Here is a 22,255-nt window from a genome sequence, read left to right on the forward strand (position 1 = left end):
GCCTAAAACGTGCCGCTGAATGCCCTTTCCCTTTGCGCACAAACCCATATCTTGCGCGGCATACGCGCGAATACAAAAGGCAGGCCGATCATGACCACCGACCCCCTTGTCGTCTTTACTCCCTCGGGCAAACGCGGGCACTTTCCCGTCGGCACACCGATTCTGACTGCGGCCCGTCAATTGGGCGTTGATCTGGATTCGGTTTGTGGCGGGCGCGGCATTTGCTCGAAATGCCAGATCACGCCCAGCTTTGGTGAATTCCCCAAACACGGCGTCACCGTCGCCGAAGATGCCCTGAGTGAGTGGAACGCTGTCGAGCAGCGATATGATGACAAGCGTGGCCTGAAACCCGGGCGTCGGCTTGGCTGTCAGGCGACAGTTCAGGGTGATGTCGTCATCGACGTTCCGCCTGAAAGCCAGGTGCATCGTCAGGTCGTCCGCAAGGCAGCCGCAGCGCGCGCGATCACCATGGACCCGGCAACCCGTCTGTATTTTGTCGTGGTGGAAGAGCCCGACATGCACTCTCCCACTGGCGATCTGGAGCGTCTGGAGCGTGCCCTACGCGAGCAGTGGAAGATCGAGGCCGTAACCGCTGACCTTTCGCTGATGTCAAAGCTGCAGCCCGTTCTGCGTAAAGGCAAATGGGAAGTCACCGTCGCAGTCCATAAGGGCCACAAAGACGAAGTGGCCAAGGTCGTCGAAATCTGGCCCGGCCTGCATGAACATGGGCTCTACGGTCTGGCCATCGACCTCGGCTCGACCACCATCGCTGCTCACCTGACTGATCTGGAAACCGGAGAAGTTAAGGCATCCTCCGGTCTGATGAACCCGCAGATCCGCTTTGGCGAGGACCTCATGAGCCGCGTTTCGTACTCGATGATGAACCCCGGCGGCGACCAGGAGATGACGAAGGCCGTCCGCGAGGCCATCAACGACCTGACGTCTTCGATCGCTGACGAGGCGGGGATTGATGCGGAACTGATCGTCGAAACGGTTTTCGTCTGTAACCCGGTCATGCACCACCTCCTGCTGGGTCTGGACCCGGTAGAATTGGGTCAGGCGCCGTTTGCTCTGGCAACTTCGGAAAGCATGTCCCTGCCCGCGCGCGAGATGGACCTGACCAACATGAACCCGCGCGCGCAGGTCTACATCCTGCCCTGTATCGCGGGTCATGTAGGAGCTGACTGTGCCGCGGTTGCGTTGTCCGAGGAACCCGGCAAATCCGAAGATCTTGTCTTGATCGTAGATGTGGGCACAAACGCTGAAATTCTGCTTGGCAACACCAGCCGTGTTCTGGCCTGCTCTTCACCCACAGGCCCTGCGTTCGAAGGTGCCCAGATCAGTTCGGGTCAACGCGCCGCCCCCGGGTCGATTGAGCGGATCGAAATCGATCCGGTAACTAAAGAGCCGCGGTTCCGGATTATTGGCTCGGAAAGATGGTCGGACGAAGAAGGATTCGATCAGGATGTCGCGACAACTGGAATCACTGGCATTTGTGGCTCGGGCATCATCGAGGCCGTCGCCGAAATGCGTATCGCGGGCCTGTTGGACGAAAGCGGACTGATCGGATCGGCCGAGCAAACCGGTACGTCCCGCTCAGTTCCCGAAGGGCGCACCCATTCTTACCTGATCCACGACGCAAGCGCCGAAGGTGGTCCGCGCATTACCGTCACACAAGGTGACATTCGTGCAATTCAGCTCGCGAAATCAGCGCTTTATGCCGGTGCACGGCTTCTGATGGATGAGATGGAAGTGGACAAGGTGGACCGCGTGGTACTGGCGGGAGCCTTTGGCGCGCATATCTCGACCAAACATGCGATGGTGTTGGGAATGATCCCAGACGCCCCATTGGACAAGGTTTCCAGCGCAGGGAATGCGGCGGGAACGGGTGCGCGGATCGCGCTCTGCAACATCTCAGCTCGCGCTGAAATCGAGCGTGTCGTTCGGGAAATCACCAAAGTTGAAACCGCAATCGAGCCTAAGTTCCAGGATCATTTCGTGGCCGCCAACGCCATCCCGCACAAAACCGATCCGTTCCCGGAACTGGCACAGGTGGTTACCCTGCCAAATCCGAGCTTTAACACGGGCGGAGATCAGGAAAATTCTGGCCGTCGCCGTCGCAGAAGGTCATAGTCGGGCCAACCATAGGAGGCCCGTATGCAGACAGTGAACGAAGAACAAGCCGAGTACTGGGGCAAGTCGGCATCAGGCGCAAAATGGCTGACCTACGAAGATCAGCTTGATCACCTGATGTCCCCCGTACTTGAGCTGGTGCTTGATCGTGCCGGTCTGCAAACGGGCATGCGTATACTCGATATCGGCTGCGGTACCGGTGTAAGCTCTATTGCTGCAGCAAAGCAGGTCGGCGAAAGCGGACATGTGCTGGCCGCAGATATATCCGAGCCATTTCTTGATCGCGCCCGAACTCGTGCGTCAGATCAGGAATTGAACAATATCACTTTCCAGTATGCTGATGCGCAAACGCACGATTTTGCTGAAGACGATCGGGATGCCGCAATTTCACGCTTTGGTGTGATGTTCTTTGAAGACTCCGTAGCCGCCTTTTCAAATATGGCCCGCGCGCTGAAGCCCGGTGGCCAGATGACATTCGCGGCTTGGGGACCCTTGGCAGACAATCCGTGGTTTAAGATTCCACATATCGCGGCAACCTCTCGCCTCGGACACCCGCCTAAAGTTGACCGTTTTGCCCCCGGCCCTTTGGCGTTTCACGATATCGATCACGTGACGGGAATGATGACCGAAGCTGGACTTACTGACGTTCAGGCACAAGCCGTGCCACTTGGATTGCGGGGCATTGGCTCAGTTCGGGATTCGGCCATTCTTTGTACACGCGTTGGTCCCGCAGCGCGGGTTATCTCGCACTTTGATGGAACGTCAGCAGATGTGCATGCCATTCAGGAAGGCGTTGCAGACGCGTTCAGTTCCTTTGAAAATGGGCAAGATCTGAAAATACCTGCTGTGATCAACTTGTTTCAGGCGCGCAGATCAACCTGATCAAGTTGGAGCGGGTAGCGGGAATCGAACCCGCGCGTTCAGCTTGGGAAGCTGACAGGCTACCATTACATCATACCCGCTGCGCCGGACTGAATATCATCACTCTCAGAACGTGAGCAAGAGCTTTCAAACTTTGTGACCCACCCATGGAAACAAGAAAAAGGCCGGATCATTGATCCGGCCTTTTGTGTGATTTAGTTCAAAATTATCAGGCGCGACGACGACGTCCGCCACCACGGCGTCCACGTGCACCCTCACCTTCGGCACCAGCCGCTTCAGGCGCTTTGTTGAACCGGATCCACTCACCGCCATGCGGGTCGTTGTTGGTCAGCAGGTTGGCGGCGCGAATGGCCTCCATTTCCTTACCCGCACGCGGCTTGGTCGAACCCAGGCCAAACATCTGAACGAATGTTTCGTCGTCCATGCCTTCGGGCAGGATGATACCCGCTGCAGCAACGGCCTCTTTCTTCTCAGCGATCTTCTTCTGAGTGGTCGGCAATGCGACCGGGTTCATGATCGCAGACGTCATGCCAGCGCCCATTGCCATCGGCAGGAAGGCGTTGTTGATGCCATGACGGTTCGGCAGACCGAACGAGATGTTGGAGGCACCACAAGTGGTGTTTACACCCAGCTCTTCCCGCAGACGACGGACCAGCGCGAACACCTGCTGGCCAGCAGTTGCCATTGCGCCGATTGGCATGACCAGCGGGTCAACCACGATGTCATGGGCCGGAATACCGTAATCAGCGGCACGCTCAACGATAGTTTTCGCAACTGCAAAGCGCACATCCGGGTCTTCCGAGATGCCGGTGTCGTCGTTCGAGATCGCCACAACCGGTACGTTGTATTTCTTGACCAGTGGCAGAACCATCTCAAGGCGTTCTTCTTCACCGGTGACCGAGTTCAGCAGCGGACGGCCCTCTGCAGCGGCCAGACCGGCCTCCAGCGCACCCGGAACCGACGAGTCGATGCACAGCGGCACATCGACAAGACCCTGAACCAGCTCGACGATCTTGGTCATCAGCGGTGGCTCGGTCTCGTTCGGGTTGGGGTTCGAGTTGTAAACAACCCCTGCGTTGATATCCAGAACGGTCGCGCCTGCGGCTACTTGGGCCAACGCGTCTTTCTCAACGGTCGAGAAATCGCCCGCTTCCAGCTCTGCAGCCAGCTTTTTACGGCCGGTGGGGTTGATCCGCTCACCGATTACGCAAAACGGCTCATCAAAGCCCAGAACGGCGGTTTTTGTTTTTGATTCTACGACTGTACGGGTCATGTCCGTTCCTTAGGAGTTTACAGGCTTTGCCGAGGCGCCGCCGTTGTTGATTGCCCAGTTGGCGTTGGTCTTGATGCCGCCAAGCGGGAAGAAGTGTACATTGGTGATGTTAAAGTCCGGGTTGGCCGCTTTGTGGTTGGCCAGTTCGGTAATCACGTCGGTCGGCTCATACGGCAGCAACAGCTTGGAGACATCCATCGCGCGCTTCTGCAGAACCTTCAGCGACGGACCAACACCGCAAGCAATGGCGAACTTGATCAGGGTCTGCAGCTTGGCCGGACCCGCGATGCCGATATGCACCGGAATATCGATACCAGCCTCTTTCAGACTATCAGCCCATTCGATGATCGGTTTGGCGTCAAAGGCGAACTGAGTCGCCAGAGCCATCTCCGCATCGGTGGTCTCGTTGAATTTCTGCTTCCAGCGCAGCGCTTCGTCCACGTTCTTGGTCGAGCCATCTGGGTCAATGTCTTTGTTGCCCTCGGGGTGACCCGCAACGTGCAGGCGCTTGAATCCTGCTTTGTCGAACAGGCCACTTTCCAGCAACTGCATCGAGCTGTCGAAGTCACCATGCGGCTTGGCAACACCACCAGCCAGCAGCAGCGCCTGATCTACGCCCGCTTCGCCCTGATACATGGAAATCCAGTTTTCCAGGGTCGCAGCGTCCTTGATGATCCGCGCCGGGAAGTGCGGCATGACCGGATAACCTTCGTCCGCGATCCGCTTGGCAGTCTTAACCATGTCCTCGATGGGCGTGCCTTCGATATGGGCGATGTAGACGCGAGTTCCTTCAGGCAGCAGCGCGCGGAAGTCTTCGACCTTTTCGGCGGTGCGTGGCATCACCTCAATCGAGTAGCCCTGCAAAAAGGCTTCGACGGTCGGATTCACAGGGCCGTTTTCAACGGCATCACGTTTCTTGAAGTTCAGCAAAGCCATTGCGGCCTCCCATATAGATCTTGGGCTCATGCCCAACCGTCGTTGGCGATCAGGGTTTTGACACGTTCCTGATCATACTCCGTTTCCAAACGCACCGCTTCTGCCTCGGCAATCTCTGCCGGGTCGCCATCGACCACAAAGGGCTCGGCCTTGCGCCATTCGGCCAGGTAGGCATCACTGTCCTTGGCATTCACCTTCATGGCAGCCCGGTCGATCGCTTGCTCGAACCGTTCCTCCAATTGCCGCTTGGCCCCGCGCCGGCCTTTGCCGACGATGACCTGAGCGGGAATGTCGCGCCAATATACGATTGTGACGTCAGGCATCCTGTTTGATTCCTCCTAGCCAGATGAGCCGGTTCTAAACTTCTATGTGGGCTTCAGTCGGTCGAATTTCGACACCCGACATATTCACAGCGACGTTTTTAGCCCACGACGGGATACCGAGCTTTTACCTGACTGCTTTACAAAAGCGCACATCAAAATCCTCATGACTTTAATGAGCGTCTTGCGTGATCGAAATGCGCGACCTATGGTCAGGGTAACTCGAAAATCGGAGGGCGTTGAAGATGGCGCCCAAGCGTCCCAAAGGTGCGGGCGCGTTCCCGAAGGCGGTCGAAAGCCCCGCGCCGGCAAGACCCGATCCGGATGCATTATATGCGGCACTGGATCTGGGGACAAATAGCTGCCGCATGTTGATAGCCCAGCCCAAGGGCAGCGGGTTTCATGTGGTAGACAGTTTTTCCAAGTCCGTGCAATTGGGCGCTGGCTTGGAAAGGACCGGACGATTGTCACGGTCATCGATGTCGCGCACCATTCAGGCGCTTCGAATCTGCCAGCAAAAGCTCAAGCGGAATAAAGTCAGACGCATGCGACTGGTCGCAACCGAAGCCTGCCGCCGTGCCAAGAACTCGCGTGATTTCATTCGGCAGGTCAAACGCGAAACTGGTCTGACCTTAGAGATTATCCAACCCGAAGAAGAAGCCCGTCTGGCGGTGATTTCCTGCGCGCCGCTGGTTTCCACCAAAACCGAGCAGCTTCTGGTAGTCGATATCGGTGGTGGTTCAACCGAATTGGTCTGGATCGATATCTCTTCGGTACCCCGCCGGGATCGTCCAGCGGCGATCATGCGCCTGCATAACGGGTTTCATACTGCAGACAGCCCTTTCCCTGCGGCAAAGGTTGTCGATTGGATCAGCGTCCCCTTGGGCGTGGCAACACTGCGCGATCAGTTCAATGACGTCGAAGACGACTCAGCGCGTTTTGCCCTGATGAGCTGGTTCTTTGAGGAAAACCTCGCGGATTTTGCGCCTTACAAGGACGAACAGGCCCGCGAAGGGTTTCAGATTGTCGGAACCAGCGGCACCGTAACCACGGTTGCAGCCTCACATCTCGGCCTCAAACGCTACGACCGCACCAAAGTGGACGGTCTGCGCATGACCAGTGATCAGATCGACAAAGTCATACGAGGGTATCTGGAACTCGGCCCGCAGGGTCGGCGTCGTGATCCGCGTATCGGCGACGACAGGCAGGCCCTGATCATGTCTGGCTCTGCCATTCTACAGGCCTTGTTGCGCTGTTGGCCCACCGACCGTCTCTCTGTAGCGGACCGGGGCCTGCGCGAAGGTCTGCTCTATGCACAGATGAGCGCAGATGGTGTGCTGGAAGATGGACCGTTCTGATTGCCGAGAGCTGACTACACAATAGTAGCAATCGCCTATCGAACCAGCACAGCTGCCACCACGATCTGCTTCCTCGAAGCCGCAGGCTATGATGTTTTTTGCCCGGGATTTAACCTGGTCAATATGGTCCCGCACTGGGCATTGGCTATTGGTGGTATTCATATCGCTGTTCCGACTTCACAGGCTTCGGACGCACTTGAGTTGTTGCTCAGCTTCGAATCCACGTCTCAGGACCGGTCCACTTGTGTATCGCAGATCCTGAATGGTGCAGGCTGGTTGGCGTTCGGCGTTTCTTCTCCGTGGCCAGACCTGATAATAAGGGATTAAACCCTCCTTGTTACGCCTCCAATAAGGAGGTATGGACCGGTCAACTTTCAGGAGATCAATCGCATGGCAAAGACGCCGAGCGGAAAAAACACCTCAGGCCGTGGGCAGCGCGACCTGAAAGTAAAGGTCAAGACGGCGCGCGGGCGTAAGCTCAGCTCGACTCGCTGGCTCGAGAGGCAGCTGAATGACCCATATGTAAAGCGGGCACAGGTCGAAGGCTATCGCGGACGCGCAGCATTCAAGATACTGGAATTGGACGAAAAGTTTCGTTTCCTTGTTCCCGGCGCGCGGGTCGTTGATCTGGGCTGCGCCCCTGGTGGTTGGCTGCAAGTGGCCGTTAAGCGAGTCAATGCGCTGGGTGAAAAGAGCGGCAAGCGGATCGGAACGGTTCTGGGCGTCGATCTGCAAGAGGTTGAACCCGTCGCCGGTGCCGAAGTGCATCAGTTGGATTTCATGGAAGATGATGCCGACGTAAAGGTTAAAGACTGGCTTGGCGGTAAAGCTGATGTTGTGATGTCGGATATGGCCGCAGCCTCATCAGGTCACAAACAAACCGACCATTTGCGCATTATCGCACTGTGCGAAACAGCTGCCTATTTTGCATTTGATGTTCTTGAAGAAGGCGGAACCTTTGTTGCCAAGGTTCTGGCTGGTGGTGCCGAAGGCGATCTGCAAAAGCTGCTCAAACAGAAATTTGACAAGGTAGCCAACGTAAAACCCCCAGCCTCCCGCTCGGACAGTTCCGAGAAATTCGTGGTGGCAACAGGTTTTCGAGGCTAAATCAGTCCAGCTCTATCTGCTGATCCGTCAGGCGTTGCTCGCGCAGCGACGCAGATGCATTTCCGATCAGCAACAAAGCATCACCATGGCTGATGTAGACCGGAGCACGGTCTCGAAGCTCTGCAATCCGCCGGTCAAGCGGTGGTTTTCCAACCGGTTTCGCGTGTAAGGGCTGCTTTACCTTCGTATCCGATATATCTGACATGGATCACCTCTGGCATCACGGGGTTCTCCCCGTGATCTGATCCATAATCCTGAAGTTGGTCGGTAAAGTGGCGCAATCCGGCCAGTTCGGTGCCGTTTCAGGGGCTAAGCTGTAGCTCCAGCTGCAGTAACGCCGGATCGTCCGGCAGGATACTCAATCCTTCCTGCAGCACACGCCGCGCCTCTTGCGGGCCACGATTGATCTGCGCCAACTGAACCAGCATAGGCCAAGCTTCTGCCCGTTGCGGATCAAGCGTCACCACCTCGCGAAAAGCACGCTCTGCAGCAGGGGCATTGCGCAAGTTCAGCGCCATTCCACCCAGAACCAGATGCGTTTCGGGGAAATCTAGGCGGTTTGACATGGTCTGCTGCCACTCCGCCATTCCCTGCCCCGCAAGCGCACGCTGATCTTCCGTCAAAGCTTGTCCCGGAATGGTCAGGAACTCCTTGGCGGCTGAGATGCGGACATTCCGCAGCGGATCAGAGAGTAGCGGCTCAAGCCGGATGATCCTGTTGGGAAGTGTCGCGGTTCGCTGCAACGCGGCTGCGTTGGCCCGGACCAGAGGATCGGCATCAGACAAAAGTAGCGCGGTTTCATCAGCAATCGTAGGATTGGCAAAAGGCTGCAACAAATAAAGGGCTGTGGCACGAACGATACCTGCCTGCGACTTATTCAGGGCGATCTCAAGCAAGTCTGACGTGCTGTCAGGCTGACCGTTCAATGCAGCACTAAAGCTTGTTCCGTAGTGCGCACTGCGATGCGTCGAGTCAGGAAACCACTCTTCGATTTGCAATGCAGCCCAATCCTGATCCCGGTCCTCATGACAATCCGTGCAGGCATCAACGCCAAGCCCCAAATCTGGTCGCGGCACACGGAAGCTATGATCCCGCCGACCATCGACGCCCATGTAGACCCGCTCAATCATATGACAGCTCTTACACTGAGCCCCATCGCTACCAACCGGGTGATGGTGATGCTCAACGCTGTCATATTCGGCCTTTTTCAAGGTTGGAAACTCCGAGTTTCCGGCCAAAGAATGACATTGGGTGCAAATCCCGTTCCCTTCGGCAATCAGCTCACCACTGTGGGGATTGTGACAATTCATGCAACTGACGCCGCGATCATACATCTTGGACTGCAGGAATGAGCCGTAGACATAGACTTCGTCCAGTATCTGTCCGTCAGGATGATACAAACCCGGTCTCATCAGAGCTAAATTGTAGGCATCATGGTAAGGCGTTCCTGGCAGTGGATTACCATCCTGCAACGCTTCTCGCCGTGAGTGACAGCCGGCACATTGCTGTATCTCAGCTTCGACATTGCCCTTGCCCCAACTCATCGTGAAGCCGAACTCATCCAACCCATCTGCCGGTGCTTTTCCTGTAACCCAGTTCAGATGCTGAGACGCCGGGCCATGACAGGCCTCGCACCCCACCCCAATCTCGGACTGGCGTGATGCATATTGGCGTTCAACAGGATCATAGTTCTTTTCAAAACCAGTCGCATGGCATTCCGCACAGCGGGCGTTCCAGTTCTTATAGGGACCAGTCCAGTGCAGCCCATCGTCAGGAGGAAGATCCTGATCGGGATAGAGATGCAACCACCTCTGGTCTTCAGTATCCCAAACCACGTCAAAGCTCTGAAGGCGTCCCGGCTCGGTTTCAAACAAGTATTGCTGTAGCGGCTCAATCCCGACCACTGAATGCACAGTGTAATTTGTTGTATTGCCGTCTTTTTCGGTGACGTTGGCCACATACGCACCCTCAGGCCTTGTGAATGTGACCGTCATCCCATCATGGGTGAATGAAGTTCCGTTAAAGTTGGCACGAACAGAATCCTCTGATGTTTCGGTCCACGCCTTCGCATGGTGTGACCCTGACCAGGATTGGACCTGTTCATCATGACATTCGATGCAGGTGTCCGAGCCGACATATTCCTGCGCTGCGACCGGAAATGTGTACGCGGCGATTAAGAATACTGCCGGGCCGAAGATATCACCCAAACGGGGACATGCGACCTTGTTCAAAAAAGACCTCATTCAATGGCACCATCATTGCCACCTTTTTGCAGGTCCATCAGGGCGCCATTGTATTCGGCCCCCAAAATGAGCATGGCTGAGCAAAGATAGAGAAAAATCAAAGCTGCCATGGCGCCTGCAAGTCCGGCGTAGGTTGCACTGTAGGTTGCGAATTGAGCGATATAGATTGAAAAACCCCATCCCCCAGCAGTCCATAGGGCGAGCGTTAAGACTACACCGGGTAAAATCTGCAAAAGGCTGTGCCGTCGTGTAGGAAGGATCAAATGCGCCAGCAACACGGTTCCTGCCGGAACAGCCACGGTAAAGGTCCAACGCAACCGATCAACGGAAAACCACTCTGACACATCGACGGTTGTCTTTTCCGACACCAAACGTGTGTAAACCGGTAAGACAACTTCGATCGCGGCGATCGCCAAAATCGCTGCCCCGCCCAAGATGACTAAGACAAAACACAGCAAACGGGTTTTCCAGAACGGCCAACTATCCTTGTCGTGATAGGCTTGGTTCATGGCGAAGCGCACAGCTGCCACTCCGTTTGACGAGAAGTAGATCGCAAGCAGACCACCTAGAGTTATAACCCCTGACCCTGCTCCATCGAGAACGGCACGCAGCTCGGAAACGATCGGCTCCGCAACATCTTCCGGCCAGGCGCCGAAGATTAGTTCAATCAGTTCTTCGGTGACGTACCCTTGTGACAAAGCGCCTGCCAATGCCACCGTAAACAACACAAAGGGAAACAATGCCATCATCAGCGACATTGCGACATGACTGCTCATGACAAATCCGTTCTTGTCATTAAAGCGGCGAATTGCCAGCCATAGCGCTTTAACAAAGCGGCTTAATTTGGGAATCGTAGCGCGGGTCATAAACGGACCCTAGCCTGACTCGCCTGATGGTATAACCCGGCAAAGCGCGGCAACGGTCTAATTTTCGCTCATAACCACCTGAGCAGATTGCATAAACCAACCTGCCAGTGCAGGATTGAGGCGCAACAAGAACCGAGCTTACCACGTTTTTCGTGCGCAGCTCCGATGCCTAGGGCCACTTCATGACCTCTGATGCACAAGAAAACAAATCCCGGCCTCGTCTGAAACTGACAGTCGTCAGGGATGTCTCGATTGTTGCCACGTTGGTGGTTCTGGGTCTGTACGCCGGGGCCAGCTTTCTGATCCCGTTAACAATGGCTTTGCTGGTCAACGTCCTGATTATCGCCCTAAGCGACAGGGTAATTTCCCTGACCCATGCGCCTGTATGGTTGGCAAATATTGCCGCTGTCACAGTGGTTTTGGCCGGCTTGTTCATGATTATGTACGTGCTGGGAAGCCAGGCAACACAGTTCGCCCGTTCAATCGGAACCTATGAAAATCAGTTCGATGGTGCCGTTAACCGCATAACAGGTTTGGTCGGAAACGACGTGACCAGTTTCATTCGGGACAATCTGGTCAGTATCGACATGTCCTACGTCGCGCGGATCTTGCTGGGCAGCGCAACCTCGCTTTTGAACCAGTTCTTTCTGATCAGCCTTTACGTCGCCTTTCTAATGGCCGAACGCCTAGCATTTCGAAAAAAAATCCAACTGGCAGCTGGAAACCCACTTACAGGTGCTGAGCTGGCTACGGTGTTGGATGCGATCTCATACAGTCTGCAGCGTTATGTCGGCGTCAAAACATTCATCAGCCTGATCACTGCCGGGATCAGCTATTCTGTGTTTCGGGCTCTCGGTCTGGAATATGCCGAGACCTGGGCCGTCTTAACTTTTGCCCTGAACTTTATCCCCTCGATCGGCTCCATTATCGCGGTTGTCTTTCCTGCCATGATCGCTTTGGTTCAGTTCGACAGCGTTGGCCCCTTTCTGATCATCGTATTCGGATGCGGTACGATCCAGTTCCTGATCGGGAACTTTCTGGATCCTGCAATGCTGGGTCGTTCACTGAACATGTCGACTTTTCTTGTCATTCTGGCGCTGACATTCTGGACTACGGTCTGGGGGCTAATCGGAGCATTTCTTAGCGTCCCGCTCACAGTCTGTATCCTGATCATTTTCAGCCACATTCCGGCGCTGCGGCCAGTTGCCATCCTAATGTCTCTTGATGGCCGACTGGGCGAAGACGACAGTCGCAGCACAAAAACAACCTAAATCGATAAATGGCTTAGCAACCAGCAACGTTCAAGCATTCCAAGATCGTGTTTTGATGGTGGATCAAATACAACAACGCTGCTAACCTTCCATCATTACTGGAAAAACCCGGTTGCACTCATACCGAGGCCAAACCGGAAAATTTGAACCATTGACCTCGATTGGACCGAATAGATGGCGGCAATAGACCAGATAAGCGACCTGAAAAAACGTATGGGACAAGCCATTATCGGGCAGACCCAGGTCATTGATCGCTTGCTTATAGGCCTGTTGGCCAATGGCAATCTGCTAATCGAAGGCCTGCCCGGACTTGCAAAAACAAGGGCCGTCAAGGCAATGGCGCGCAACCTTGATGCGGACTTTAGCCGCATCCAGTTCACGCCTGATCTGTTACCTTCTGACGTGACAGGAACTGAGGTGTATCAGCAAACCGCAAAGGGGGGTGAGTTCCGCTTTGAACCTGGACCAATCTTTGCCAACATCGTTCTGGCCGACGAAATAAACCGAGCACCAGCGAAGGTCCAAGCTGCACTATTGGAGGCAATGGAAGAACGGCAGGTAACGATCTCGGGTACAACTCATAAGATGGAGCCGTTGTTCATAGTGATGGCGACGCAGAACCCGATCGAGCAGGAAGGCACCTATCCTTTGCCCGAAGCTCAGATGGACAGGTTTCTGATGCATGTCCAGATCACCTACCCGCCTGTCGAAGACGAAGTTGAAGTGATCCGTTTGGTGAGAGCGGAAGAGATTGCATCAGGTGAAAACACAGCCAAGGAAAGACCAGAACCCATCCCACAGGATGCGATATTCACAGCACGATCTGAAATCGGGCAGATACACGTTTCAGACGCCATGGACAGATATATGGCGGACTTGGTGCAAGCGACCCGCACACCCCGGGCGCTAAGTGAAGAACTGTCCAGTTGGGTAGAAATCGGCGCAAGCCCACGTGCCTCGCTCGCACTAGACAAATGCGGACGCGCACATGCCTGGATGAATGGTCGTGACTATGTTGATCCGGCTGACGTTCGGGCCATCGCTCATGATGTGTTTCGTCACCGCATCACGCTGAGCTTTGAGGCAGAAGGAAATGCAAAAACAGCAGACGACGTGGTAACTGAAATCCTAAAACTCGTCGCCCTGCCCTGATCGCAACAAAGGAAAGCCGCGTGTCAAAGACCGCCGCATATCCCAGCGACCCACGCATACACACCGACGCGAAACACCTGCTTGGCCTCGGTAGGCAGTCCCGTGCGCTCAGCCTGTTGCCGCGGCAGCCCGCCCGATCAATCCTGAACGGCCGCCACGCATCGCGTCTGCGTGGACGAGGACTGAATTTCGAAGAACTGCGCGATTACCTGCCGGGCGATGACATCCGGAGCATCGACTGGAAAGTTACGGCGCGTACTGGTGAACCACATGTCCGGGTCTATACCGAAGAGCGTGACCGTCCTGCACTATTGCTGGTTGATCAGCGCATTTCGATGTTTTTTGGCACTAAGGTCTACATGAAATCGGTCATTGCCGCCGAAGCAGCAGCTATTGCTGCCCATCGCGTTCTTGCACAAGGCGACAGGGTTGGTGGGATTGTGTTCGGTGATACTGATGTCGCCGAACATCGCCCTCAGCGTCGCGCTGCAGCTCTTACCCGGTTTTTGTCATCCGTCGGCGCCTTGAACTGCAGCCTTCACGCGGAATTGAGACCAGAACCCACCGTTGCCATAAACCAGATCCTGAAACAGGCAGCGCAGATAGCTCATACCAACGCACTGGTCTGCGTCTTTTCAGACTTTGATGGGTTAGATGAAGATTCAGAGACCATTCTGCGACGACTTTCACGTTCCAATGATCTGATTTTATTCAATATATCCGACCCAAGTTCTCATGGCATGCTGCCCAAAATCAAGTTTGCAGTTTCGGATGGCGAGAAGCAAATCGAGATCGACAGTACGAGCCCTAATCTATCTGATCGCATCAAAGATGCCCTAGACCGGCGACTTGAGCAGCTACAGATCTGGTCTCGTCGATATGGTTTTCCGGTCGTCCCGATGACCACTGAAAAACCTGCGCTTGACCAGTTACTTCGGTTATTCGGCCATCGCGGTGGCCATCGATGAGCGTGGATACCGAAGGCAAATCTCTGGTCGAACTGCTGGACATGCTAGAGCCCGCCCCGGAACCAGTTCCGATTTCAATGATGCCCCAAACATGGGGTTGGCTCGCCATTGCCATGTTGGTCACAGTTTTAATCGCGATCAGCCTTTACCTGTTCTGGCGACATCGGAAGGCGAACGCATACCGTCGTCTGGCCCTGGCCGAGCTTCGGCAATGCGACAATGATTGTGCCAAAGTGGCGGAGATCCTTAAACGCACCGCTCTGGTGGCATTCCCGCGTTCAGAAGTTGCCGGGCTGTGTGGCAAGGATTGGCTGAATTTCTTACAACAAACATCTGATAATAAACCAATTCCAGTCGAAACTAGCCACGCGCTTATTCAAGCTCCCTATCGCACAAATATCTCGGACCCAAGTGTCACGGAACTGGCCAGAAACTGGATTCTGACACACAAAGTCGGAAAGGATCGCTGATGTTCTCCTTTGCCGCGCCTTGGGTCTTTCTGATTTTGCCGCTGCCCTTGCCGGTCTACTTTTTCGCGCCGCCCCATCGCGAAAAGGCCAGTTCGATCCGCATTCCCTTTTTTCGGCACGTTGCAAAAGCGGTTGGTGCAGAACCAAGTTCGGGATCGGTAATTCCAGCGCGTGCACGTCTACAAACATTCATCGTCATCATCGTCTGGATACTGTTGGTATTCGCCATGGCCCGGCCCGAGCGACTGGGTGAACCCATTGTAACCGAGAAATCAGCGCGAGATGTGGTGTTGGCGTTGGATATATCAGGTTCCATGGATCAGCGCGATTTCAAGACTGCCGACGGCGCACCAAAGCAGAGGCTTGAAGCCGTGAAGGACGTCTTGCGCAGTTTCATTGCCGAGCGCGATGGAGACCGAATGGCGTTGATCATTTTCGGAACGCGCGCTTTCGTGCAGGCCCCTTTTACTGAAGACCTGCAGAGTCTCAATGGTTTCCTCGATCAGACTGCGGTGGGCATGGCTGGACCAAACACGGCTTTGGGGGACGCCATCGGACTGGGTATTCGCACCTTTGAATCCAGCCAGGTCGAACAGCGTTTGATGATCGTTCTCAGCGACGGTGCCGATACCTCCAGCCGAATGACACCCGTCAATGCATCAGCCATTGCGGCCGACAAAGGCGTTGTCATCTACACCATCGGTGTTGGCGATCCCAATGCGTCTGGCGAAGATCGGGTTGACCTGGACGCACTCCGGGACATTGCAGACCGAACTGGTGGAGAATACTTCTTTGCAGATGACGAAACGGCATTGACCGATGTCTATCAAAGCATCGATGAACAAAACCCCCGCGTAGTTGAGACACAAAGCTACCGACCCCGCGAAAGCCTAGCTCATTACCCGCTTGCTGCCGCACTCATACTGATCCTCTTGAGCTCTGCAGGTTTTCACATTCACCAACGGCGGAGGCTGGCCTGATGCTTGATGCTCTGTCGGAATTTCATTTTATCCGAGTAGCTTGGCTGGCTCTTCTCATTCCAATCGCCGCACTCTGGTGGATAATCCGACCAAAGCCGAAGGTTGATGGAAACCTCCCCTCGGGCATAGCGCCGCATCTCGCCAAAGCCTTGCAATTGGGTGACGAGGATAAACGCCGGTTCTACCCCATAGACATCCTGATGATCGCAGCGATGCTTGTGACTTTCGCGGTTGCCGGGCCAACGTGGTCAAGGGCACCCAATCCACTGATTTCGGATACAGCGCCACTTGTGATCGCGTTGAAGGTCACTGACAGTATGGAGGAGACGGACCTTGCCCCCTCACGCCTTGATCGGGCGAAGTTCAAGATTACAGACCTGATCAATGCGCGCGCAGGTGCTCCAACAGCCTTGGTTGCTTATGCGGGCACGTCACATCGCGTGGCTCCGCTCACCAAAGATGCTAATATTCTCCGCCCCTTGCTTGAAGGTCTGACGCCGGCAGTCATGCCGGAACAAGGTGATGCGGCAGGTGATGCATTGCAGCTGGCCGAGAGCATTCTGGATGGGTCGGAAACAAACGGAGCAATCCTCTTTGTACTGGATGATATCAATCCATCGCAGCTGCCCGCATTTGAAGATACAACATCGCCCATCTTCTTCCTGACTATGTTGCCTGCGGGTCAGAGTATTCCACAGCTGGATGGATTAAGAAGCGCCACCATCGTTCCTTTCACGGGCAGCGATCAGGATGTGTCACGTTTGGAGCGCCAGATCCAATCTGCATACAGCGAAGCGCTTGACGATAATGATCGACTGGACTGGCAGGATCGAGGCTGGTTGCTGGCTTGGCCTGCCGCGTTGCTGTGTCTCCTGTGGTTCAGGCAGGGTTGGGTTATCCGCTGGGCAGTTCTGGCGTTCCTCCTCTTTCCCGCTGCAGGGCCAGCACAGGCCGAAGGTTGGAAGGACTGGTTCCTTACGCCGGATCAGCAAGGTCAGATTGCCATGAACCAAAAGAACTTCGCCGAGGCTGGCGTGTTGTTCGAAGATCCGTATCACAAGGGATATGCAATGCTGAAGGCAGGCCAATACCCGGAAGCGGCAGAAATCTTCACCGCTCTGGACACACCCGAGGCTGCTTTTGCCGAAGGTATGGCCCGAATTCGCAATCGGGAATACCGCCCGGCAATTACCGCCTTTGAAACGGCGTTGGAACGTAGGCCTGACTGGCCCGAAGCTCAGCACAATCTGGAAGTATCGCGTGCCATCTTAGAAGAAGTTGAATCGACACGAGAACAATCTGACACGGGTGAAGAAGCGGGTATCGGGGCTGATGACGTGGTTTTCGATAACGAGTCTGGCCGAGGTGAGAATACAACCGTTCAGGACCAAACCGGTGAGGCGACACCACTATCCGCAGATCAATGGATTAGCGCGATAGATACCGATATGCAGGATTTCCTCCGCAGCCGGTTTGTTCTGGAAAATCAGGAGCGAAACCAATGAGGTACCTCTTGCTTCTTATCTTCATCATGCTGCCTGACTGGTCTTGGGCTCAAGAAGCACAAGTTGAAAACTCGATGGCACCGCAGGTCACAATCGAAGCCCCCGAAGATGATACCACTGTGGGGCAAGCCGCGATTGTCAGGATCAAGGTACTGGTCCCAACCTTTATGCCTTCACCACCTATTTTTCCTTCACTTGAGCAGGAAAACCTGCTGGTTCGTCTGCCTGAACGTGCCTCTGGTCCGATCAGTGAATCTGTGAATGGCGAAACGTGGTCAGGCGTCCAGCGCAGTTATCGACTGTACCCTTTGGCGTCGGGTGTATTCGACTTTGGTCCTCAGGAAGTGCTGGTCACATATGCAGACCCTGTAACGAATGAACCCAAGCAGGTATCAGTCCCTCTTCCTGCTACGACGCTGACTGCGACAGTTCCGGACGCAGCGCGAGGTCTTGATCCTCTGATCATTGCGAATGGGTTTGAACTGGCGCAAGAAATCGAGGGTGAGACCGATATGAATGCAGGTGGTGCGATCACGCGCCGTTTGACTGCAAAGATAACCGGAACGTCACCCATCATGATCCCCGCATTGTTGCCTGAGGCGTCGGACCCACTCCTCCAACCATATCCGAAAGAACCTCGTTTCACGGAAACCGAGGACCGGGGCATTCTGTCAGGCCAGCGTGTGGACGAAACTGTTTATGTAGCGCGTGAAGGTGGACAAACTCAGCTGCCCGCGATCTCGATCAACTGGTATAACCTGAAATCGGGTGAGATAGAGACCGCCGAGCTGGATGCTGTGCAGCTGACACTTGCAGCGCCGAAGTGGAAACCACCGACACCCGAAACACTTATATATGCGGTCTTTTTGCTTGGTGCATTTTCAGTCCTGTCTTGGGGGGCGGTTCATCTGACGCGGCCTCGCTATCAGGCTTGGAGAAACGATCGCCGGACAAGATACCTTGCATCATATGAATTTGCATTGAAGCAGCTACATGCATCGCTAAATAATCACGATTTGTCAGGATCTTACACAGCTCTTGAGATGTGTAAAACGCGAGGCCAGAAACCAAAAGACTTGGTTGGTCTGGAGGCTACACTGACGCAGATCGGGGCGAGCCGATATGCGCCTGAATATCACAAAACTCATGCGGATTGGACAAAAGCTCTGCTCGCATTCAAGGCGATCACGACGCGAAGGCCAGGAACTATGGCAATGTTACCTCCGCTTAACCCCTGACGTTAACTCACGCAGCTCTCGATCAGGGCGCGTCTGTCCTTAAGCCGCACACGACCGTAACCAAGCTCGATCAGATCCAAATCAGCCAGTCGGTGCAGGTTACGATGCAGCGTTGGTTGCGACACGGCGACCATCTCAGCCAGATCTTCCTGAGAAACGATGATCCAGCCGTCGGGCTCAGATGCACCTTCGTCGAGATGCAGCAACCTGAGCACCAGCCTCTTTTCTGTTCCGGTCACGGCTAAATTCGCCATGATACGCAGGGCAGTCTGCATGTTTTCATGCGTCAGGGCATAGAAATCACGGATGTACTCAGGGTTGCGGTAAACCAATCTTTCGACACGTGAACTGGGAAAGAACAAGGTTTGCGTTTCCTGTGTCGTCACCACGCTCACCAATCTGAGCGAACCGGAAAACAAGGCCAGATCACCGATCCAGTAACCTGCGCCTTCACGATGCACCACAAAATCCCGCCCATCATCAGATGGCGCAGTGATCTGAATGCCTCCTTTCAAAACGGCGTAGATGCCGTTGGCGGGATCACCATGATGGTAAAGTGTTTCTCCGACGCCGAAGATCTTCGATATTGCACACCCAAGCAGATCGCTCTGAAAAGACGTGCTGCGATCTGCGAACCAGCCGTCTTTCTGAAACAGATGCATGTAACTGAATTTATCAAACATTAGTATGTTTCAATCTCATCATATGATAGATTTCAAGAGCGTTTGCTCGATTAGAATAAGCGTGTCCGATTCCAAAGCCCATTCAATTAGTTAGGCAGGGAATTCGATGTAGCAGATGACCCTTAGACCACAACGTGTCGTCGCCAATACTCTATAACTTCCGGGTCGATTTGGCCCCCCATTGCAGGAGTAAATCATGTCACCACCCCGTTCTTTTGCAGATATTTGGCGCAGCAGGCTGCGCCGGTTCGCTGTGGCATCTATCGCTGTCGCACTGGCCGTTCCAGCCTGGGCACAGGATCAAAAGCCCAACATCTTGGTTATCTGGGGCGATGACATCGGACAGTCAAACATATCGGCTTATACGATGGGTTTGATGGGATACCGAACGCCAAACATCGACCGTGTTGCGAATGAAGGCATGATTTTTACCGATTATTATGGTGAGCAATCGTGCACTGCTGGCCGATCATCCTACATCATGGGCCAATCAGTTTTCCGTACCGGTTTGTCGAAAGTGGGACTGCCCGGTGCTGATCTCGGCATGCAGGTCGAAGACCCCACCATTGCGGGCCTGCTGAAAGACCACGGTTATGTCACGGGTCAGTTTGGCAAAAACCACCTGGGTGACAAAGATGAGCATCTGCCTACAAACCACGGATTTGATGAGTTTTTCGGAAACCTCTATCACCTGAACGCTGAGGAAGAACCGGAAAACGAAGATTATCCCGGTGACGCGGTGCTAGCAGATGGTCGCACATTCCGCGAGGCCTATGGTCCACGCGGTGTGATCAAGTCGAAAGCGGATGGCACAATCGAAGATACCGGCCCGCTGACCAAGAAGCGTATGGAAACTGTTGATGAGGAAACCGTTGCTGCGGCAATCGACTTCATCAAGCGCGCGCACGAGCAAGGTCAGCCCTTCTACGTCTGGTGGAACGGTACGCGCATGCACTTCCGGACGCACGTCAAAGACGACATGCGTGCACAAGCCAACGAAATCGTCGGTGGCGTGGCTGATGAGTACACTGCTGGCATGATCGAACACGACATGCACGTTGGCCAACTGCTTGATCTGCTGGATGAACTTGGCATCGCCGACAACACCATCGTGCATTATTCGACCGACAACGGTCCGCACTACAACACCTGGCCTGATGCTGCCGCTACTCCTTTCTGGGGTGAGAAAAACACCAATTGGGAAGGCGGATGGCGTGTGCCTTCGATGGTTCGCTGGCCGGGTCAAATCGAAGCGGGTTCTGTCACGAACGAGATCGTGCACCATATGGACTGGCTGCCGACATATCTGGCGGTTGCGGGGGATCCTGAAATCAAAGAAAAGCTGAAGGAAGGATACTCGTCATCAGGCATGGGCCGCGATTACAAAGTGCATCTGGATGGCTACAACATTCTGCCACTGCTGACAGGTGAAACTGCGGAAAGCCCACGCAGGGAGATCTTCTATTTCTCGGATGATGGCGATCTGACCGCCCTTCGCTTTGACGACTGGAAGCTGATCTTCCTCGAGCAGAAGGCATGGGCAACGCTGCGCGCGTGGATCGAACCTTGGACCGAGTTGCGGATTCCATTGATCATCAACCTGCGCCGCGACCCGTATGAGCGGGCTTATCGCACATCCAACACCTACTACGACTGGCTGCTGGATCGGGCGTACTTCCTTGTGCCCGCACAGCAGTACGTTGGTAATTTCCTCGCGACCTTCCAGGAATTCCCACCGCGTCAGAAAGCTGCCAGCTTCAATCTGGATCAGGTGATGGACAAGCTGACCACTCCGACGAACAACTAAGTCGAAGTTCATTAAGAATGGTCGAAGGGCTGCCGATAAACAGGCGGCCCTTCCCGATTGAATCAAAAGGGTATTCTCATGCGGCGTCTCATTGCTATCGTTGTTGCCACACTCATTCCATTCACACTGTCTGCCGACCCGCTACCAAGTTGGACCGATACCGAGGCCAGAAACCGGATCGTCGCTTTCGTTGATGGAGTCACGGATCCTGACAGCGATGATTACGTCACGCCCGCAGATCGTATTGCAGTGTTCGACAATGACGGCACGCTCTGGGCCGAGCAACCGGTCTATTTTCAACTGATCTTCGCCATGGACAAACTGGCTGAACTGGCTGAAAGCGATCCATCCATTCTGTCCAGCCCCACACTGGAAGCCGCAGCCAAAGGAGATGTCGAAGGAATTGCCGCAGGCGGCAAAGAAGCTCTGATCGAGGTCGTGAACGCCTCACATTCCGGCCTCAGTGTCGCTGACTTTCAGACATCGGTCGCTGAATGGCTGGATACGGCGCGGCATCCAAAGACGAATTTGCCATATGATCAAATGACTTACCAGCCGATGGTCGAGCTTCTCAGATATCTTCGCGACGAGGGGTTCACGACATATATCGTCTCAGGCGGCGGCATTCATTTCATGCGCGTTTTCGCTGAAAAAGCTTATGGGATTCCGCCCGAGCAAATCCTTGGAACCTACAACGACAGCACCTACGAAATCGTCGATGGCACACCGACCATCGTAAAAGCACCCGGCTTAGCCTTTATCGACGACAAGGAAGGCAAACCCATCAATATTGATCGCACGATCGGAAAGCGCCCGATCTTCGCAGCTGGCAACTCAGATGGCGACTTTGCGATGCTGGAATGGACGACTGCCGGAACTGGTCCGCGGATGGGTCTGTTAATCCATCATACAGATGGTGAACGGGAATGGGCGTATGACAGAGACAGTCATATCGGCCGTTTGGTTGATGGGTTGGACAAAGGCCCGGATTTGGGATGGGTGATTGTTGATATGGCGAATGATTGGTCACGCATCTACACTGGCAAAAACTGAATAGTCAGGA

At 54.7% G+C, this 22,255-nt stretch carries 21 protein-coding genes and 1 tRNA gene; 14 read left to right on the top strand and 8 right to left on the bottom strand.

The annotated features are described in order from the left end of the window. Positions 1–90 precede the first annotated feature (90 nt). A complete protein-coding gene (locus tag ACR0IO_RS00080; RefSeq protein ID WP_480738392.1) occupies positions 91–2,133 on the top strand; it encodes an ASKHA domain-containing protein in 2,043 nt (680 codons plus the stop codon). A gap of 24 nt (positions 2,134–2,157) precedes the next feature. After that, positions 2,158–3,015, top strand: coding sequence for a class I SAM-dependent methyltransferase (locus tag ACR0IO_RS00085; protein ID WP_480738394.1), 858 nt, complete (start codon positions 2,158–2,160; stop codon positions 3,013–3,015). Between the two features lie 6 nt (positions 3,016–3,021). Here ACR0IO_RS00085 and ACR0IO_RS00090 read toward each other — a convergent pair. The 4 genes from ACR0IO_RS00090 to ACR0IO_RS00105 all read right to left on the bottom strand — a co-directional run bounded on the left by ACR0IO_RS00090 (position 3,022) and on the right by ACR0IO_RS00105 (position 5,547). Beyond that, positions 3,022–3,095: transfer RNA gene (locus ACR0IO_RS00090), tRNA-Gly, on the bottom strand. Between the two features lie 128 nt (positions 3,096–3,223). Beyond that, on the bottom strand, positions 3,224–4,288 hold the full coding sequence (locus tag ACR0IO_RS00095; protein ID WP_155141881.1) for a methyltetrahydrofolate cobalamin methyltransferase: 1,065 nt from the start codon (positions 4,286–4,288) through the stop codon (positions 3,224–3,226). A gap of 9 nt (positions 4,289–4,297) precedes the next feature. Next, the gene (locus ACR0IO_RS00100) at positions 4,298–5,224 is read right to left on the bottom strand and encodes a methylenetetrahydrofolate reductase (protein ID WP_480738397.1); all 927 of its coding nucleotides are present in this window, start codon (positions 5,222–5,224) and stop codon (positions 4,298–4,300) included. A gap of 26 nt (positions 5,225–5,250) precedes the next feature. Next, positions 5,251–5,547: a virulence factor gene (locus ACR0IO_RS00105; protein WP_155141885.1), complete on the bottom strand. Its 297-nt coding sequence runs from the start codon at positions 5,545–5,547 to the stop codon at positions 5,251–5,253. Positions 5,548–5,789: 242 nt separating this feature from the next. Here ACR0IO_RS00105 and ACR0IO_RS00110 point away from each other — a divergent pair, with 242 nt between their 5' ends. The 3 genes from ACR0IO_RS00110 (at position 5,790) to ACR0IO_RS00120 (ending at position 8,009) form a co-directional block, all read left to right on the top strand. Further along, positions 5,790–6,902 (top strand): Ppx/GppA phosphatase family protein, encoded by a 1,113-nt coding sequence (locus tag ACR0IO_RS00110; protein WP_480738400.1) that lies wholly within the window; start codon positions 5,790–5,792, stop codon positions 6,900–6,902. Further along, the gene (locus tag ACR0IO_RS00115) at positions 6,903–7,229 is read left to right on the top strand and encodes a hypothetical protein (protein ID WP_480738403.1); all 327 of its coding nucleotides are present in this window, start codon (positions 6,903–6,905) and stop codon (positions 7,227–7,229) included. A gap of 63 nt (positions 7,230–7,292) precedes the next feature. Further along, positions 7,293–8,009 (top strand): RlmE family RNA methyltransferase, encoded by a 717-nt coding sequence (locus ACR0IO_RS00120; RefSeq protein WP_155141889.1) that lies wholly within the window; start codon positions 7,293–7,295, stop codon positions 8,007–8,009. 1 nt (position 8,010) lies between these two features. On the opposite strand, the gene ACR0IO_RS00125 is transcribed toward ACR0IO_RS00120, so the two are convergent. From ACR0IO_RS00125 to ACR0IO_RS00135, 3 genes are all read right to left on the bottom strand, one after another. Beyond that, positions 8,011–8,214 carry a hypothetical protein gene (locus ACR0IO_RS00125; RefSeq protein ID WP_155141891.1) on the bottom strand — a complete coding sequence of 68 codons (204 nt, stop codon included), beginning with the start codon at positions 8,212–8,214 and terminating at the stop codon, positions 8,011–8,013. Positions 8,215–8,311: 97 nt separating this feature from the next. Next, on the bottom strand, positions 8,312–10,252 hold the full coding sequence (locus tag ACR0IO_RS00130) for a multiheme c-type cytochrome (protein WP_480738406.1): 1,941 nt from the start codon (positions 10,250–10,252) through the stop codon (positions 8,312–8,314). Beyond that, positions 10,249–11,118: a YihY/virulence factor BrkB family protein gene (locus tag ACR0IO_RS00135; RefSeq protein WP_480738408.1), complete on the bottom strand. Its 870-nt coding sequence runs from the start codon at positions 11,116–11,118 to the stop codon at positions 10,249–10,251. The genes ACR0IO_RS00130 and ACR0IO_RS00135 overlap by 4 nt, the downstream gene beginning before the upstream one ends. A 182-nt stretch (positions 11,119–11,300) precedes the next feature. On the opposite strand from ACR0IO_RS00135, the gene ACR0IO_RS00140 reads away from it, so the two are divergent. From ACR0IO_RS00140 to ACR0IO_RS00170, 7 genes are all read left to right on the top strand, one after another. Continuing rightward, entirely contained in the window at positions 11,301–12,389 is a 1,089-nt protein-coding gene (locus ACR0IO_RS00140; RefSeq protein WP_480738410.1) for an AI-2E family transporter, read from the top strand. Between the two features lie 174 nt (positions 12,390–12,563). Next, the gene (locus ACR0IO_RS00145) at positions 12,564–13,541 is read left to right on the top strand and encodes an AAA family ATPase (RefSeq protein WP_480738412.1); all 978 of its coding nucleotides are present in this window, start codon (positions 12,564–12,566) and stop codon (positions 13,539–13,541) included. Positions 13,542–13,561: 20 nt separating this feature from the next. Then, a complete protein-coding gene (locus ACR0IO_RS00150) occupies positions 13,562–14,509 on the top strand; it encodes a DUF58 domain-containing protein (RefSeq protein WP_480738414.1) in 948 nt (315 codons plus the stop codon). Beyond that, a complete protein-coding gene (locus ACR0IO_RS00155) occupies positions 14,506–14,979 on the top strand; it encodes a DUF4381 domain-containing protein (protein ID WP_480738417.1) in 474 nt (157 codons plus the stop codon). Before ACR0IO_RS00150 ends, ACR0IO_RS00155 begins: the two co-directional genes overlap by 4 nt. Further along, positions 14,979–15,959 carry a vWA domain-containing protein gene (locus tag ACR0IO_RS00160; protein ID WP_480738419.1) on the top strand — a complete coding sequence of 327 codons (981 nt, stop codon included), beginning with the start codon at positions 14,979–14,981 and terminating at the stop codon, positions 15,957–15,959. Before ACR0IO_RS00155 ends, ACR0IO_RS00160 begins: the two co-directional genes overlap by 1 nt. Then, positions 15,959–17,464: a VWA domain-containing protein gene (locus ACR0IO_RS00165; RefSeq protein WP_480738421.1), complete on the top strand. Its 1,506-nt coding sequence runs from the start codon at positions 15,959–15,961 to the stop codon at positions 17,462–17,464. The genes ACR0IO_RS00160 and ACR0IO_RS00165 overlap by 1 nt, the downstream gene beginning before the upstream one ends. After that, positions 17,461–18,702: a hypothetical protein gene (locus tag ACR0IO_RS00170; protein WP_480738423.1), complete on the top strand. Its 1,242-nt coding sequence runs from the start codon at positions 17,461–17,463 to the stop codon at positions 18,700–18,702. Before ACR0IO_RS00165 ends, ACR0IO_RS00170 begins: the two co-directional genes overlap by 4 nt. A 2-nt stretch (positions 18,703–18,704) precedes the next feature. Here the strand turns inward: ACR0IO_RS00170 and ACR0IO_RS00175 are convergent, their stop codons facing one another. Next, entirely contained in the window at positions 18,705–19,385 is a 681-nt protein-coding gene (locus tag ACR0IO_RS00175) for a Crp/Fnr family transcriptional regulator (protein ID WP_480738425.1), read from the bottom strand. Between the two features lie 196 nt (positions 19,386–19,581). Between ACR0IO_RS00175 and ACR0IO_RS00180 the strand changes: the two genes are divergently transcribed. Together ACR0IO_RS00180 and ACR0IO_RS00185 are read left to right on the top strand one after the other, a co-directional pair. Beyond that, on the top strand, positions 19,582–21,192 hold the full coding sequence (locus tag ACR0IO_RS00180) for an arylsulfatase (protein WP_155141913.1): 1,611 nt from the start codon (positions 19,582–19,584) through the stop codon (positions 21,190–21,192). 78 nt (positions 21,193–21,270) lie between these two features. Next, positions 21,271–22,245, top strand: a complete 975-nt coding sequence (locus tag ACR0IO_RS00185) for an HAD family hydrolase (protein ID WP_480738428.1) — start codon at positions 21,271–21,273, stop codon at positions 22,243–22,245. Positions 22,246–22,255 lie beyond the last annotated feature (10 nt).

This window comes from Ruegeria sp. CE12 (genome assembly GCF_056537525.1).